This is a genomic window from Kitasatospora sp. NPDC127060, assembly GCF_042724935.1.
Taxonomy (GTDB): domain Bacteria; phylum Actinomycetota; class Actinomycetes; order Streptomycetales; family Streptomycetaceae; genus Kitasatospora.
Map to the genome: position 1 here is coordinate 33,726 of NZ_JBHXEG010000029.1, position 14,765 is coordinate 48,490.

Below are 14,765 nucleotides of genomic sequence, written 5' to 3' on the forward strand. Positions count from 1 at the left end.
CCCGTCCCCGAGGACCTCGCCATGACCGAACCGACCTACCCGGACGCCCCGCCGCCCCAGTACCCCGCCGGTCCCCCAGCGCAGCACCCGACCGTTCCGCCGCAGTATCCGCAGGCCGCTCCCCAGTACCCCACCCCGGCACCGCCGCCGCCGCAGTACCCGACCGCCCCGCCAGCGCAGCAGTACCCCGCCACCGCCGCCCCCCAGTACCCGACGGCACCTCCGCCCCAGTACCCCACCGCCGCCGTCCCGCCCCAGTACGCTCCCCCCGCCCACCCCCAGCACCCCCCGCAGCCGCCCCGCATCCCCGCCCAGGGCTTCGCCCCGCCGCCGGCCCCGTCGCAGCCCCCCGCGCTCGACCCCACCGTCGACATCGACCCGCACACCGGCCGGATCCACCTGGCCACCCGCCAGCGCGGCGCCGACGCCACCGCGGTCGGCCAACTGGTCTTCCAGCTCCCGCACTTCCTGTGCAGCCTGCTGGTGGTGATGCTGGTCTCGCTGCTCCTCCCGGAGCCGCTCAACCTGGTGCTGATCGGCCTCTGGATCGCCTCCGGTGCGCTGGTCTTCCACCGCCCGACGGAGAAGGTCCTCGCCCGCTACCTGTTCCGGATGCGTCCGGCGCTGCACTCCGAGCTGACCAGGCTGGAGCCGATCTGGCACCAGGTGACCGCCAGGGCGGGGGTGAACCCGGCGACGTACGACCTGTGGATCGAGGACCACAAGGCGGTCAACGCCACCGCGGCCGCCGGCCACATCGTCGGCGTCACCCGGTACGCGCTGGAGACCCTCCCCGACGCCCAGCTGGCCGCCGTGCTCGCCCATGAGCTGGGCCACCACCGCGGCGGTCACGCCTGGGCGACCCTGCTGGGCTACTGGTACTCGATGCCGGCCCGGATCGCCTGGGCGGTGTTCCGGATCGCGGCGGTGATCGCGTTCCGGATCGCGGCGGTGTTCTCGCTGCTCGGCGCCCTCGTGGTCGGGCTGGTCTCGATCGTCCTGGTGGTGGCCGTGGCGGTGTCCTTCCCGCCGCTGCTGCTGGTGCTGGTCACGCCGTACCTGCTCGCCGCGGTCGGCCGCCGCTCCGAGCTGCGGGCGGACGTCCAGGCCGCCGAACTCGGTTTCGCCGACGCCATGATCGAGGTCTTCCACGGCTTCCTGCGGGACGAGGAGCAGGCCATGGCGATCGCCGCGCGGGAGAACGGCGGCCGCGCCGTCCGGCCGGGCCTCGGCCAGCGGCTGCTGTCCAGCCACCCGGACACCCACACCCGGATCCGCCGCCTGGAGGACTGGCGCGCGGCCACCGCCCCCCGATAGCCGGAAACGCCGCAGGGCGGCCACCCCGTGAGGGGTGACCGCCCTGCGATCAGTGACGCTCGACTCAGCCGCTGTACGGGCCGTAGTCGTAGTCGTCCAGCGGAACCGCCTGGCCGGAGCCGGCGCCGAAGGGCGACAGGTCGTAGTCGTCGTAGCCGACGGCCGAGTACATGGCGGCCTTGGCCTCCTCGGTCGGCTCGACCCGGATGTTGCGGTAGCGGGGCAGACCCGTACCGGCCGGGATGAGCTTACCGAGGATGACGTTCTCCTTGAGGCCCAGCAGCGGGTCCGACTTGGCGTGGATCGCCGCGTCGGTGAGGACCCGGGTCGTCTCCTGGAAGGAGGCGGCCGACAGCCAGGACTCGGTGGCCAGCGAGGCCTTGGTGATACCCATCAGCTGCGGACGGCCGGAGGCGGGGTGACCGCCCTCGGCGACCACACGACGGTTCTCGGTCTCGAAGCGACCGCGCTCGACGAGCTCGCCCGGGAGCAGCTCGGCGTCGCCCGACTCGATGATCGTCACACGGCGGAGCATCTGCCGGATGATGATCTCGATGTGCTTGTCGTGGATCGACACACCCTGCGAGTTGTAGACCTTCTGGACCTCGGCGACCAGGTGGACCTGGACGGCACGCTGGCCCATGATGCGCAGGACGTCGTGCGGGTTGGTGGCACCCATGGTCAGCTTCTGGCCGACCTCGACCGCCTCGCCCTCGCTGACCAGCAGCTTGACACGCTTGGAGACCGGGTAGGCGATCTCGTCGGTGCCGTCGTCCGGCGTGATGACGATCTTGCGGGTCTTCTCGGTGTCCTCGATCCGCGCCCGGCCGGTGGCCTCGGAGATCGGGGCCACACCCTTCGGGGTACGGGCCTCGAAGAGCTCGACGACACGCGGCAGACCCTGGGTGATGTCGTCACCGGCCACACCACCGGTGTGGAAGGTACGCATGGTCAGCTGGGTACCGGGCTCACCGATGGACTGGGCGGCGATGATGCCGACCGCCTCACCGATGTCGACCAGCTTGCCGGTGGCCAGCGAGCGGCCGTAGCAGAAGGCACAGGTGCCGACGGCCGACTCACAGGTCAGGATCGAGCGGGTCTTGACCTCGCTGATGCCGTGGCGGATCAGCTCGTCGATCAGCACGTCACCGAGGTCGGTGTTCGCGGTGGCCAGCAGCTTGCCGTCGACGGTGATGTCCTCGGCGAGCATGCGGGCGTACACGCTGGTCTCGACGTCGTCGGCCTTGCGCAGCACGCCGTCGGCGCCCACGGAGCCGATCGCCAGCTTCAGGCCGCGCTCGGTGCCGCAGTCCTCCTCGCGAATGATGACGTCCTGGGAGACGTCGACCAGACGACGGGTGAGGTAGCCGGAGTCGGCGGTACGGAGGGCGGTGTCGGCCAGACCCTTACGGGCACCGTGGGTGGAGATGAAGTACTCCAGCACGGTGAGACCCTCACGGAACGACGCCTTGATGGGTCGCGGGATGGTCTCGTTCTTGGCGTTCGACACCAGACCACGCATACCGGCGATCTGGCGCATCTGCATCATGTTTCCACGAGCACCCGAGTCGACCATCATGAAGATGGGGTTCGTCTTCGGGAAGTTCGCGGCCATGGCCTCGGCGACCTCGTTGGTCGCCTGGGTCCAGATGCCGACGAGCTCCTGCTTGCGCTCGTCGTTGGTGATCAGACCGCGCTCGTACTGCTTCTGGACCTTCTCCGCCTTGGCCTCGAAGCCCTCCAGGATCTGGGGCTTGCTCGGCGGGACGATGACGTCCGAGATCGAGACGGTGACACCCGAGCGGGTCGACCAGTGGAAGCCGGCCGCCTTCAGGTTGTCCAGGGTCGCCGCGACGACGACCTTGGGGTAGCGCTCCGCCAGGTCGTTGACGATCGCGGAGAGCTGCTTCTTGCCCACCTCGTAGTCGACGAACGGGTAGTCCTCGGGCAGCAGCTCGTTGAAGAGCGCGCGGCCCAGGGTGGTGCGCAGGCGGAAGGGCTCGCCGTCGAACCAGCTCGGCTGGCCCTCCTCGTCCACCGGCGGGGTCCAGCCGCGGGGCGGGACGGTGCCGGCGCCGAGGCGCAGCTCGATCGGGGCCTGGACGTCCAGCTCGCGGGCGTCGAAGGCCATGATCGCCTCGGCGGTCGACGAGAAGGTGCGGTCGGCGCCCTTCACGTCGTCGCGGTCCGAGGTCAGGAAGAACAGACCGAGCACCATGTCCTGGGTCGGCATGGTGACGGGGCGACCGTCGGCCGGCTTCAGGATGTTGTTCGAGGACAGCATCAGGATGCGGGCCTCGGCCTGCGCCTCCGCGGAGAGCGGCAGGTGGACGGCCATCTGGTCACCGTCGAAGTCCGCGTTGAACGCGGTGCAGACGAGCGGGTGGATCTGGATGGCCTTGCCCTCGACCAGCTGCGGCTCGAAGGCCTGGATGCCGAGGCGGTGCAGGGTGGGCGCACGGTTCAGCAGGACGGGGTGCTCGGCGATGACCTCTTCGAGCACGTCCCACACGACCGGGCGGGCACGCTCGACCATGCGCTTGGCCGACTTGATGTTCTGCGCGTGGTTCAGGTCGACCAGGCGCTTCATCACGAACGGCTTGAAGAGCTCCAGCGCCATGGCCTTCGGCAGACCGCACTGGTGCAGCTTGAGCTGCGGGCCGACGACGATGACCGAACGGGCCGAGTAGTCGACTCGCTTGCCGAGCAGGTTCTGGCGGAAACGACCCTGCTTGCCCTTCAGCATGTCGCTGAGGGACTTCAGCGGGCGGTTGCCCGGGCCGGTGACCGGACGGCCGCGGCGGCCGTTGTCGAACAGCGCGTCGACGGCCTCCTGGAGCATGCGCTTCTCGTTGTTCACGATGATCTCGGGGGCACCGAGGTCGAGCAGGCGCTTCAGGCGGTTGTTGCGGTTGATGACGCGGCGGTACAGGTCGTTCAGGTCGGAGGTCGCGAAGCGGCCACCGTCCAGCTGCACCATCGGACGCAGGTCCGGCGGGATGACCGGGACGCAGTCCAGGACCATGCCGTTGGGCTTGTTGCTGGTCTGCAGGAACGCGGAGACGACCTTGAGGCGCTTGAGCGCACGGGTCTTCTTCTGGCCCTTGCCGGTGCGGATGATCTCGCGGAGGCGCTCGGCCTCCTCCGCCAGGTCGAAGGTCTCGAGGCGGTCCTTGAGGGCCGCCGCGCCCATCGAGCCGGAGAAGTAGGTGCCGAAGCGGTCGCGCAGCTCGCGGTAGAGCAGCTCGTCGCCCTCGAGGTCCTGGACCTTGAGGTTCTTGAAGCGGGCCCACACCTCGTCGAGGCGGTCGAGCTCGCGCTGCGCGCGGTCGCGCAGCTGCTTCATCTCGCGCTCGGCGCCCTCGCGCACCTTGCGGCGCACGTCGGCCTTGGCGCCCTCGGCCTCCAGCTCGGCCAGGTCGGTCTCGGCCTTCTTGGCGCGGCCTTCGAGGTCGGAGTCGCGGCGGTTCTCGATCTGCTGGCGCTCGACCGAGACGTGCGCCTCCAGGGACGGCAGGTCGCGCTGGCGGCGCTCGTCGTCGACCCAGGTGATCATGTAGGCGGCGAAGTAGATGACCTTCTCGAGGTCCTTCGGCGCCAGGTCCAGCAGGTAGCCGAGGCGGGACGGCACGCCCTTGAAGTACCAGATGTGGGTGACCGGGGCGGCCAGCTCGATGTGGCCCATCCGCTCGCGGCGCACCTTGGCGCGGGTCACCTCGACGCCGCAGCGCTCACAGATGATGCCCTTGAAGCGGACGCGCTTGTACTTGCCGCAGTAGCACTCCCAGTCCCGGGTGGGGCCGAAGATCTTCTCGCAGAAGAGCCCGTCCTTTTCCGGCTTCAGGGTGCGGTAGTTGATGGTCTCCGGCTTCTTGACCTCGCCGTGGGACCACTGGCGGATGTCGTCGGCGGTGGCCAGGCCGATGCGGAGCTCGTCGAAGAAGTTGACGTCAAGCACTGGTCGTCAAGCCCTCTTTCGTGATTCGAGAGTTTGTCTGTGGTCTGAGGGGGGCCTGGGGGCGGGCCGGCTGCACGCTCTGTTCGGTTCAGGAGCGCGAGCCGGCCCAACCTCCGTCAGACCTCTTCGACGCTGCTCGGCTCGCGCCGGGACAGGTCGATGCCGAGCTCTTCGGCGGCGCGGAAGACGTCCTCGTCGGAGTCCCGCATCTCGATGGACTGGCCGTCCGAGGACAGCACCTCCACGTTGAGGCAGAGCGACTGCATTTCCTTGATGAGAACCTTGAAGGACTCGGGAATGCCGGGCTCGGGGATGTTCTCGCCCTTGACGATGGCCTCGTAGACCTTCACGCGGCCGAGCACGTCGTCGGACTTGATGGTGAGCAGCTCCTGCAGGGCGTACGCAGCGCCGTACGCCTCGAGGGCCCACACCTCCATCTCACCGAAGCGCTGACCACCGAACTGCGCCTTACCACCGAGCGGCTGCTGGGTGATCATCGAGTACGGACCGGTCGACCGGGCGTGCAGCTTGTCGTCGACCAGGTGGTGCAGCTTGAGGATGTACATGTAGCCGACCGAGACCGGCATCGGGAACGGCTCGCCGGAGCGGCCGTCGAACAGGCGGGCCTTGCCGGTGGAGTTCACCAGGCGCTCACCGTCACGGGTGAGGGTGGTGTTGTCCAGCAGACCGGTGATCTCGTCCTCGCGGGCGCCGTCGAAGACCGGGGTGGCGAGGTTGGTGCCACCGTCGACCTGGTCGGCGCCGATCGCCTGCAGGCGCTGGGCCCACTCGTCGGCGAGACCGGAGACGTCCCAGCCCTGCTTGGCGAGCCACCCGAGGTGGATCTCCAGGACCTGTCCCGGGTTCATTCGGGACGGGACACCCAGCGGGTTGAGGATGATGTCGACGGGGGTGCCGTCCTCGAGGAAGGGCATGTCCTCGACCGGGAGGATCTTGGAGATGACACCCTTGTTGCCGTGACGGCCGGCGAGCTTGTCACCGTTGGTGATCTTGCGCTTCTGGGCCACGTAGACGCGGACCAGCTGGTTGACACCCGGGGGGAGCTCGTCGCCCTCCTCGCGGTCGAACACGCGCACACCGATGACCTTGCCGGACTCACCGTGCGGGACCTTCAGCGAGGTGTCGCGGACCTCACGGGCCTTCTCGCCGAAGATCGCGCGGAGCAGGCGCTCCTCGGGGGTCAGCTCGGTCTCACCCTTCGGGGTGACCTTGCCGACGAGGATGTCACCGGTGACGACGTCGGCGCCGATCCGGATGATGCCGCGCTCGTCGAGGTCCGCGAGGACCTCCTCGGAGACGTTCGGGATGTCCCGGGTGATCTCCTCGGGGCCGAGCTTGGTGTCACGGGCGTCGACCTCGTGCTCCTCGATGTGGATCGAGGAGAGGACGTCGTCCTGCACGAGGCGCTGCGACAGGATGATCGCGTCCTCGTAGTTGTGACCCTCCCACGACATGAACGCCACGAGCAGGTTCTTGCCGAGGGCCATCTCGCCCTCGTCGGTGCACGGGCCGTCGGCCAGCACCTGGTTGACCTCGACCCGGGCGCCCTCGTCCACGAGCACCTTCTGGTTGAAGGCGGTGCCCTGGTTGGAGCGGGTGAACTTGGCGGCGCGGTACGTGGTGTACGTGCCGTCGTCGTTGGCCACGGTGACGTAGTCGGCCGAGACCTCCTGCACCACGCCCGACTTCTCGGCGGTGATGACGTCGGCGGCGTCGACGGCGCAGCGGTACTCCATACCGGTGCCGACCAGCGGGGCCTCGCTCTTCAGCAGCGGCACCGCCTGACGCATCATGTTCGAGCCCATGAGCGCGCGGTTGGCGTCGTCGTGCTCGAGGAACGGGATCATGGCGGTCGCGACCGACACCATCTGGCGCGGCGAGACGTCCATGTAGTCGATCTCGGTGCCCGGGATGTAGTCGATCTCGCCACCACGGCGGCGGACCAGGACGCGCGGCTCGGCGAAGTGCAGGTCCGCGGTCAGCGGGGCGTTCGCCTGGGCGATGACGTAGCGGTCCTCCTCGTCGGCGGTGAGGTAGTCAACCTTCTCGGTGACGACACCGTCGACGACCTTGCGGTACGGGGTCTCGATGAAGCCGAAGGCGTTGACCCGGCCGTACGAGGCCAGCGACCCGATCAGACCGATGTTCGGGCCTTCCGGGGTCTCGATCGGACACATGCGGCCGTAGTGCGAGGGGTGCACGTCACGGACCTCGAAGCCGGCGCGCTCACGGGAGAGACCACCGGGACCGAGGGCGGACAGACGACGCTTGTGGGTCAGGCCCGACAGCGGGTTCGTCTGGTCCATGAACTGCGACAGCTGGCTGGTGCCGAAGAACTCCTTGATGGAGGCGACGACCGGCCGGATGTTGATCAGGGTCTGCGGCGTGATCGCCTCGACGTCCTGGGTGGTCATGCGCTCGCGCACGACGCGCTCCATGCGGGCGAGACCCGTACGGACCTGGTTCTGGATGAGCTCGCCGACGTTGCGCAGGCGGCGGTTGCCGAAGTGGTCGATGTCGTCGACCTCGACCACGATGTCGCGGCCGGTCTCGTCACGCCACTCGGTCTCGCCCGCGTGCAGCTTCACCAGGTACTTGATCGCACCGATGATGTCGGGCTCGGTGAGCACGCCGGAGTCCAGGGACTCGGCGTTGCCCAGCTTCCTGTTGAGCTTGTACCGGCCGACCTTGGCCAGGTCGTAGCGCTTCGGGTTGAAGTACAGGTTCTCCAGAAGCGTCTGCGCGGCCTCGCGCGTCGGCGGCTCGCCCGGACGCAGCTTGCGGTAGATGTCCAGCAGCGCGTCGTCCTGGCCCTGGGTGTGGTCCTTCTCCAGGGTGTTGCGCATGGACTCGTACTCGCCGAACTCCTCGAGAATCATCTCGTTGGTCCAGCCGAGAGCCTTCAGCAGCACGGTGACGGACTGCTTGCGCTTGCGGTCGATGCGGACGCCGACCATGTCGCGCTTGTCGATCTCCATCTCCAGCCAGGCACCACGCGAGGGGATGACCTTGCAGGAGTAGATGTCCTTGTCGGACACCTTGTCCAGGGTGGAGTCGAAGTACACACCCGGGGAGCGGACCAGCTGCGACACGACGACACGCTCGGTGCCGTTGATCACGAACGTGCCCTTGTGGGTCATGAGCGGGAAATCGCCCATGAAGACCGTCTGAGACTTGATCTCACCGGTCTCGTTGTTGGTGAACTCGGCCGTGACGAAGAGCGGGGCCGCGTACGTGAAGTCACGGTCCTTGCACTCGTCAATGGAGTTCTTCGGCGGCTCGAAACGGTGGTCGCGGAAGGTCAGGGACATCGACCCGCTGAAGTCCTCGATCGGCGAGATCTCCTCGAAGATCTCCTCCAGACCGGACTTGGTGGGGACGTCCTGACCAGACTCCAGCGCCTGCTCGACCCGGGACTTCCAGGCCGCGTTGCCGAGCAGCCAGTCAAAGCTCTCGGTCTGCAGGGCCAGGAGGTTCGGGACCTCGAGGGGCTCCTTGATCTTCGCGAACGAGACGCGGAGCGGGGCGGTGGATGCGGCGGAATTGTTCGAGGCGTTGCGCGGCGCGGCCAAGAGGGGGGTCCTTCCGAGGGCTCGGAGCTCACTACGCGCGTACCAGCCGGGCCTGCTTGAGCCTGGATTCCGCCTCCCTCGCCACTGGCCTCCGCCGGGGTCGAAACCCCAGGTCAGAGCCGCTTTGCGGAGGCGGTGCCAGACCCCTTCAGGGCAACGCAAACTCCGGGCGACGAGTCACGGAGCAGCTAACAGGCAGCGCAAAGGGACAGTGTAGCCAATGGCCACACTGCTGTCCAGCTCTGATTCGGAAACCGAATCGGAGACTCCTCCCGGTAGCCGGGGGGCGCGGGCGCCCACCGGGTACTGCTCTAACTCACGTGGAGTCATTTCCCGCCGGAGCCGCTGGTTATGCATCCAGCCGCAAACCAACCGGGGCGGACTCGCGCCTTGAGAATCGCGCGCCTCGCCAGGTTCGTCAAGGGCCCGTCGGCGGGGGCGGACCTCGACCCGTTCATCGGCCCGAACCCCCTCGGCGTTACAGAAGCCGTGGTCGGGGGCCACCGTCGATGACGGTGATCACCATACTCCTCGTGGCCGACAGCACCCAGTGCGCGATCGGCCACACCGGTGGCCGCGCTGGTCCGGGCTGGGGAAGGCCGGCCGGGGCCGGGAACGCAAAAGACCGGGCCGACCACCCGCAAGGGTGATCGGCCCGGTCTCAGGCCCCCTCAGAGGGGGCGAGAAGTCACTTGACGGTGACCTTGGCGCCGGCACCCTCGAGGGCGGCCTTGGCCTTCTCGGCAACGTCCTTGGCAACCTTCTCCAGGACCTTGGCACCAGCGGTGTCAACGAGGTCCTTGGCCTCCTTCAGGCCGAGGGAGGTCAGGGTGCGCACCTCCTTGATGACCTGGATCTTCTTGTCGCCGGCGGCGTCGAGGATGACGTCGAACTCGTCCTGCTCCTCGACGGCCTCGGCCACGGCGCCCGGGCCGGCGATGCCGGCAACGGCGACCGGAGCGGCAGCGGTGACGTCGAACTTGTCCTCGAAGGCCTTCACGAAGGCAGCGAGCTCGATGAGGGTGAGCTCCTCGAACTGCGCGAGCAGCTCGTCCTGGGTCAGCTTCGCCATGATTGGCGTCCTTCCACTAAATCGGCAGGTGGTGCCGGATGTACGGGTTGGCGGGCGTACGGGCCCGCAGCGAGGCGTGAGCCTGCCGAATTACTCGGCGGCCGCGTCCTCGGCGGCGGGAGCCGGCGTACCGGCACCGCCCTGCTCGACCTTGTCGCGCAGCGCGTCCACAGTGCGGACGAGCTTCGACGGCAGGGCCTGGAAGAGCGCGGCAGCCTGGGACTGCTTGGCCTTCAGGGCACCCGCCAGCTTGGCGAGCAGCACCTCGCGGGACTCGAGGTCCGCGAGCTTCTTGATCTCATCGGCGGACAGCGCCTTGCCGTCAAGGACACCGCCCTTGATGATGAGAGCGGGGTTCTCCTTGGCGAAGTCACGCAGAGCCTTCGCCGACTCCACCGGGTCACCGGTGACGAAGGCAACAGCCGTCGGACCGTTGAACAGGTCGTCGAGCTCGGAGATCCCGGCCTCGTTGGCCGCGATCTTGGTCAGCGTGTTCTTCACCACGGCGTACTCGGCGTTGTCGCCGAGCGAGCGACGCAGGGTCTTGACCTGCTTCACCGAGAGACCGCGGTACTCGGTCAGCAGCGCCGCGGAGGAGCCACGGAACTTGTCCGTGATCTCGGCGACGGCGGCAGCCTTGTCGGGCCTGGCCATAGGCTTACGCCTCCTTCCGTGATGTCGAAGTCCGGCCGACCGCAAAGTCGACCATTCACACCTCGAACCGGCCGGAACGGAAGGAAAGCTCTTGCGGAAACGCAATGAGCCCCGGTGCGCAGGCGCACGGGGCTCGTGACGACCTCGACGGGCATTCGCGCGGACGCGGTTCCCGGAAGTCGAAGCTCCAGACACACCTGCGCGGGCTGCCTGCGACGAATCGCAGATCCTTCGGCCACCCGCTCCCTGACGGGGGCGAGGCGACAACCAGCGGTCTTTGGCTTCGGCAACAGTAACCGGACCCGTCCGTACGAAGCAAATCGCCCTCGGACGGGTGAACCGCCCGGTCCGAACCGGGCTCAGCGCGCCAGCGGGGAGACCGTCCGGACGCCGGTGTCCACGGTGTCCGTCTCGGCCGGGGCCTGGGCCGAGAGCAGCGGCCCGGCGAGGTCGGAGTAGAGCACCGAGTCGTCCGCCCGGCCGGTGTCCCCGTTGCCGGTGCGCTGGAGCCGGACCAGCTGGTCCTTGTCGTTCAGCCAGAGGTCCAGGGTGAGCGAGATCGAGCCGCCGGGGGCCAGGGCGGCCCGCAGGCCGTCCCGGCGGGACTGGGTCAGCGGGGTCTGGGCGGCCGCGTACTTCTCGGCGGTGGTGGTCACCCGGTAGTGCTCGACCGTGGAGTCCTCGTACTTCTCCTCGCCGACGAAGGCCGGGTCCACCCCCTCCGCGGTGGCCGCGGCCAGTGCTTCGACCGGGTTCAGCAGGTCGATCAGTCCCGCGTACGGGACCTCCTTGTGGCCGTCCGGGTCGGGCGGGACGGAGAAGCGCTCCCAGTGCTTGCCGCCGCGCTTGGCCGCGGTGGCGGCGTCGCCGCCCTGGTAGCCGACGGTGTCCACGACGATCAGCTGCTCGGCGTCGCCCGGGGTGGAGCGCTTGATCTGCAGCGCCGTCTTGGGCGACCAGAACAGCGGGCCGGAGCCGGCGTCCGCGCCGAGCCGGTAGCTGACCTTGGCCCGGCGGGCGGTCTGCATGGCCAGCTGGGCGGAGAGCAGCACCCCGTGCGGCGAGCGGTCGGTCGGCTTGGCCGGCCCGGTCGGGGTGGCGGCGGTCGCGGGGGCGCTGCTCGCGCTGGAGCCGGTGGACGGCGAGGCGGGCGCGTCCCCGCCCCCGCCGCAGCCGGTCAACCCGCTCGCGAGCACGGCGACCACGGCCAGTGCCGCCAACCGCTGCCGTCCCGCCATCGTCCGTTCCTCTCGCACCGGGCCACCTTGCCATCCGGACCGGGCCCGACCGGTGGTGGCCCCCTGGTCGGTCCCCGCCGGGCCCGGCCCGTCCACCGGGACGGACGAGTCGGGCGCCGGGGCGGGGCGCGGGATCAGCTGTCGGTGCCGGCGTTCCGGCCGGCCTTCGCCAGCTCGGTGATCTCGATCGTGTCGGACTTGTCCGGCGCGGTCGTGGCGACCGGAGTGCCGTAGTCGGAATAGGTCACGGCGAACTTCATCGCGCCGGCCTTGGTGTCGGCCTGCGCGGCCTGCTTGAGCACGAGCTGGTCGGCGTCCACCCAGATGTCGACGGTCTCGCTGGTGATCCCCGCGGTGGTCATCGACTGCTTCACGTGGTCGAGCTGCTCGGGGGTCAGCTGGTTGGTGTTGGCCGCCACCAGGTCGGCCACCTTCAGCGTGCCGGTGTAGTGGGTGGCCGGCTTGCCGTTCACCGTCTCCTTCCCGACCTCGGTCACAGTGCCGGAGGCGATCACGGAGCGCACCGCCTCCACCGGATCGGCCTTCTTCAGCTGGTCGGCGCTGCCCGCGCCGCCGGCGCCGCCCTGCAGCTTGGCCATGTCGTCGTAGCCGACGTGCACCCAGTGCCGCCCGTCGGAGGCCTTCAGGGCGTCGCCACCGAGCTTCATGTACATGCCGTCCTGGACGAACCGGTACGTGAACGCGGTGCCGCCGATGCTGCCGGCCATCTTGTCGGCGCCCGGGGTGCCGGACATGTCCATCGTCATGTCGCCCTGGAGACCGTCGCCCCAGGCCAGGGCGCCGTCGGCCTTCATCGAGACGGAGCCGACCGTGATCTCCTCGGCGATCTTGGCCGACTTGGCGGCGCCGGTCTTCTTGGTGACCTGCTCCAGGTAGACCGCCGGGCTCACCTTGACCGGCGGAGCGGCGGCGGTGGTGGTGGTCGCGGCGGCGGCCGTGGTCGGCGCGGCCGGGGCGGCGTTCTTGCCGTCGGAGTCGTTGTTGTCGCAGGCGGTCGCGGTCAGCGCCAGAGCGGCGAGGACGACGGCGACGGCGGCCTTCTGGGTTCCAGCCATGGTGTTCCCCCCTTGAGAACCCCCGGGCGCGCGACGCGCCCGGGGCGGTAGCCGGTGTTGCTGCGGATGGAGCCGACGGGGCTCCGGTTCGAGGGTCCGGCCGGATCAGCCGAACAGCTTGAGGAGGTCGGCCTGGGAGCCGAGGTCGCCCGCGGCGGGCGCCTCGACCTTGCCGCCCTTGCCGAGGTCGGAGTACTTGACGGTGACGGCCTTCTGCTCGCCGTTCGTGTCGCCGTACTCCTGGTACTTGACGAGCTCCTGCTTGGCGTTCAGCCAGAAGTCGATGGTGAGGGACTTGCCGTCCTCCTCCAGCGTCTTCTGGACGGCCTGGCGCTGCTCGGCCGTCAGCGAGGTCATCCCGGCCACCAGGGTGGCGGTGTCCTCGACCGCCCGCAGGTGGGTGGTCTGGACGCCGTCGACGCTCTCCTGGCCGACCTTGCTGAGCTTGCCGCTCGCGCTGGCGATGGTGAGCTGGGCGACCGGGTTCATCATCTGGCCCATCACCACGAAGGCGCCGCCCATCTCCTCCGAGGAGGGCACCTTGACCCAGTGCTTGCCCTGCAGGGCCGCAGCCGCGTCGTCGCCGCCGACGTAGGCGTCCGCCCCGATCACCCGGATCTTGAGCTTCTTGCCGTCCATGTCGGCGGCCACGTCCAGGGCGGCCTTGCCCGGGTCCTTCCAGTCGGCGGTGCCGCTGCCGCCCGGGCTGGAGGCGTCCGGGGAGGTCATGGCGACCTTGCCGTTGCCGGCCTTCTGCATCACCACGGCGGCGGCGGCGAGCGCGGTCTTCGGGTCGGCGGTCAGCCCGGCCGCGGCGGCGGCCGCACCGGCGTCCTTGGCGTCGTTGGCGGTGCCCTTGGCGTCGCTGCCGCCCTTGCTGCCGCAGGCGGTGAGGGCGGCCAGCAGAACGGCGGCGGTCGCGACGGTCGAGGCGAGGCGGACAGCACGCATGGAGGTTCCCCCCGTAGGTTTTTCGGAAGAGCCGATCCTCGGCTCCTGCTCAGCCGGACTCTAACGGATTGCCAGGTCCGGCCCGCACCGGATATCTCCTCCCGTCACCCGGCCGCGGCGGGTGACTTCTCCCCCGTCGCGGTACCTGAGACATCCGTCGTGGTCACCGTGGTTCCGGCGCTCCCGCTGGCCGTCTCACGCAGCCTCAGCAGCCGTTGGCCGGGGCCGACCCAGACGTCGTAGCCGATCTGCGCGACCCCGCGCTGCCGGTACCAGCCGACCACCGCGGCGAGTTGCCGGGGGCTCAGCTCCCGGTCCGCGCCGAAGTAGTCGGCCACCGGGGCGGTGCCCCGGTAGTGCGCGACGGTCGCCCCGTCGAGCTGCTCGCCGCCCAGCGAGCCGAGCCGGTCGGTCTGGGCCATCGCGTACGCCCGGCTGCCCGGGTTGGTGACCAGCGCGGTCATCCAGCCGCCCGCGTAGCCGGCCGGGTCGGGGCCGGCCGCCGGGTCGAGCGACTCCGCGGTGGCGCGCTCCGCGTGCTTGTCCGCGCCGCCCTGGTAGGCGAGGTCGAGGGCGCCGTCCCGGAGCGCCAGCCGCGCGGTGCCCAGTTCGTCGGTGACGGTCAGCGCGGCCTCGTCCCGGTCGCCCCAGACCAGGGTGCCGCTCGCGGTGCGCCGGCCGTCCGGGCCCTCCCGCACCAGGTCGATCCGGGCGCCGCCGGTGTCGTCCAGGGCCTGGGCGGCCGCGAGCACCACCTGCTTGGGCGGGATCGGCGCCGGCTCACCGGGGACGCGGGTGCCCGGGGCGGCCAGCACGCTGCACCCGGTGGAGGCGCCGAGCAGCAGCAGGGCCGCCGCGAGCGCGGCGGGGCGAAGGGCGGGCGGCACGGCACACTCCGGCGGTCAC

The 14,765-nt window shown here is 69.7% G+C and carries 9 protein-coding genes; 1 reads left to right on the plus strand and 8 read right to left on the minus strand.

Annotation, left to right across the window (positions count from 1 at the left end; genetic code table 11):
* The first annotated feature begins 21 nt into the window (after positions 1–21).
* Positions 22–1,317 (plus strand): M48 family metalloprotease, encoded by a 1,296-nt coding sequence (locus ACFWIS_RS18125; RefSeq protein ID WP_380459413.1) that lies wholly within the window; start codon positions 22–24, stop codon positions 1,315–1,317.
* A gap of 64 nt (positions 1,318–1,381) precedes the next feature.
* Here the strand turns inward: ACFWIS_RS18125 and ACFWIS_RS18130 are convergent, their stop codons facing one another.
* The 8 genes from ACFWIS_RS18130 to ACFWIS_RS18165 form a co-directional block, all read right to left on the minus strand.
* Entirely contained in the window at positions 1,382–5,275 is a 3,894-nt protein-coding gene (locus ACFWIS_RS18130) for a DNA-directed RNA polymerase subunit beta' (protein ID WP_380459415.1), read from the minus strand.
* 116 nt (positions 5,276–5,391) lie between these two features.
* On the minus strand, positions 5,392–8,868 hold the full coding sequence (gene rpoB, locus ACFWIS_RS18135; protein ID WP_380459417.1) for a DNA-directed RNA polymerase subunit beta: 3,477 nt from the start codon (positions 8,866–8,868) through the stop codon (positions 5,392–5,394).
* Between the two features lie 688 nt (positions 8,869–9,556).
* On the minus strand, positions 9,557–9,940 hold the full coding sequence (rplL, locus tag ACFWIS_RS18140) for a 50S ribosomal protein L7/L12 (RefSeq protein ID WP_380459419.1): 384 nt from the start codon (positions 9,938–9,940) through the stop codon (positions 9,557–9,559).
* A 90-nt stretch (positions 9,941–10,030) separates the two neighbouring features.
* A complete protein-coding gene (gene rplJ, locus ACFWIS_RS18145; RefSeq protein WP_350503606.1) occupies positions 10,031–10,594 on the minus strand; it encodes a 50S ribosomal protein L10 in 564 nt (187 codons plus the stop codon).
* A gap of 359 nt (positions 10,595–10,953) precedes the next feature.
* Positions 10,954–11,832: a hypothetical protein gene (locus ACFWIS_RS18150; protein WP_380459421.1), complete on the minus strand. Its 879-nt coding sequence runs from the start codon at positions 11,830–11,832 to the stop codon at positions 10,954–10,956.
* 134 nt (positions 11,833–11,966) lie between these two features.
* Positions 11,967–12,908 carry a hypothetical protein gene (locus tag ACFWIS_RS18155; RefSeq protein WP_380459423.1) on the minus strand — a complete coding sequence of 314 codons (942 nt, stop codon included), beginning with the start codon at positions 12,906–12,908 and terminating at the stop codon, positions 11,967–11,969.
* Positions 12,909–13,013: 105 nt separating this feature from the next.
* Positions 13,014–13,859, minus strand: coding sequence for a hypothetical protein (locus ACFWIS_RS18160; RefSeq protein ID WP_380459424.1), 846 nt, complete (start codon positions 13,857–13,859; stop codon positions 13,014–13,016).
* Between the two features lie 104 nt (positions 13,860–13,963).
* Complete coding sequence (locus ACFWIS_RS18165; protein WP_380459426.1) at positions 13,964–14,746, minus strand: hypothetical protein; 783 nt, start codon at positions 14,744–14,746, stop codon at positions 13,964–13,966.
* Between the last annotated feature and the right edge of the window lie 19 nt (positions 14,747–14,765).

Excerpts from the sequence above, each read along its gene's own strand:
- ACFWIS_RS18125 (WP_380459413.1), top strand. The coding sequence starts at position 22 with ATGACCGAACCGACCTACCCGGACGCCCCGCCGCCCCAGTACCCCGCC.
- rplL (WP_380459419.1), bottom strand. The coding sequence starts at position 9,940 with ATGGCGAAGCTGACCCAGGACGAGCTGCTCGCGCAGTTCGAGGAGCTC.
- rplJ (WP_350503606.1), bottom strand. The coding sequence starts at position 10,594 with ATGGCCAGGCCCGACAAGGCTGCCGCCGTCGCCGAGATCACGGACAAG.
- ACFWIS_RS18150 (WP_380459421.1), bottom strand. The coding sequence starts at position 11,832 with ATGGCGGGACGGCAGCGGTTGGCGGCACTGGCCGTGGTCGCCGTGCTC.
- ACFWIS_RS18155 (WP_380459423.1), bottom strand. The coding sequence starts at position 12,908 with ATGGCTGGAACCCAGAAGGCCGCCGTCGCCGTCGTCCTCGCCGCTCTG.
- ACFWIS_RS18160 (WP_380459424.1), bottom strand. The coding sequence starts at position 13,859 with ATGCGTGCTGTCCGCCTCGCCTCGACCGTCGCGACCGCCGCCGTTCTG.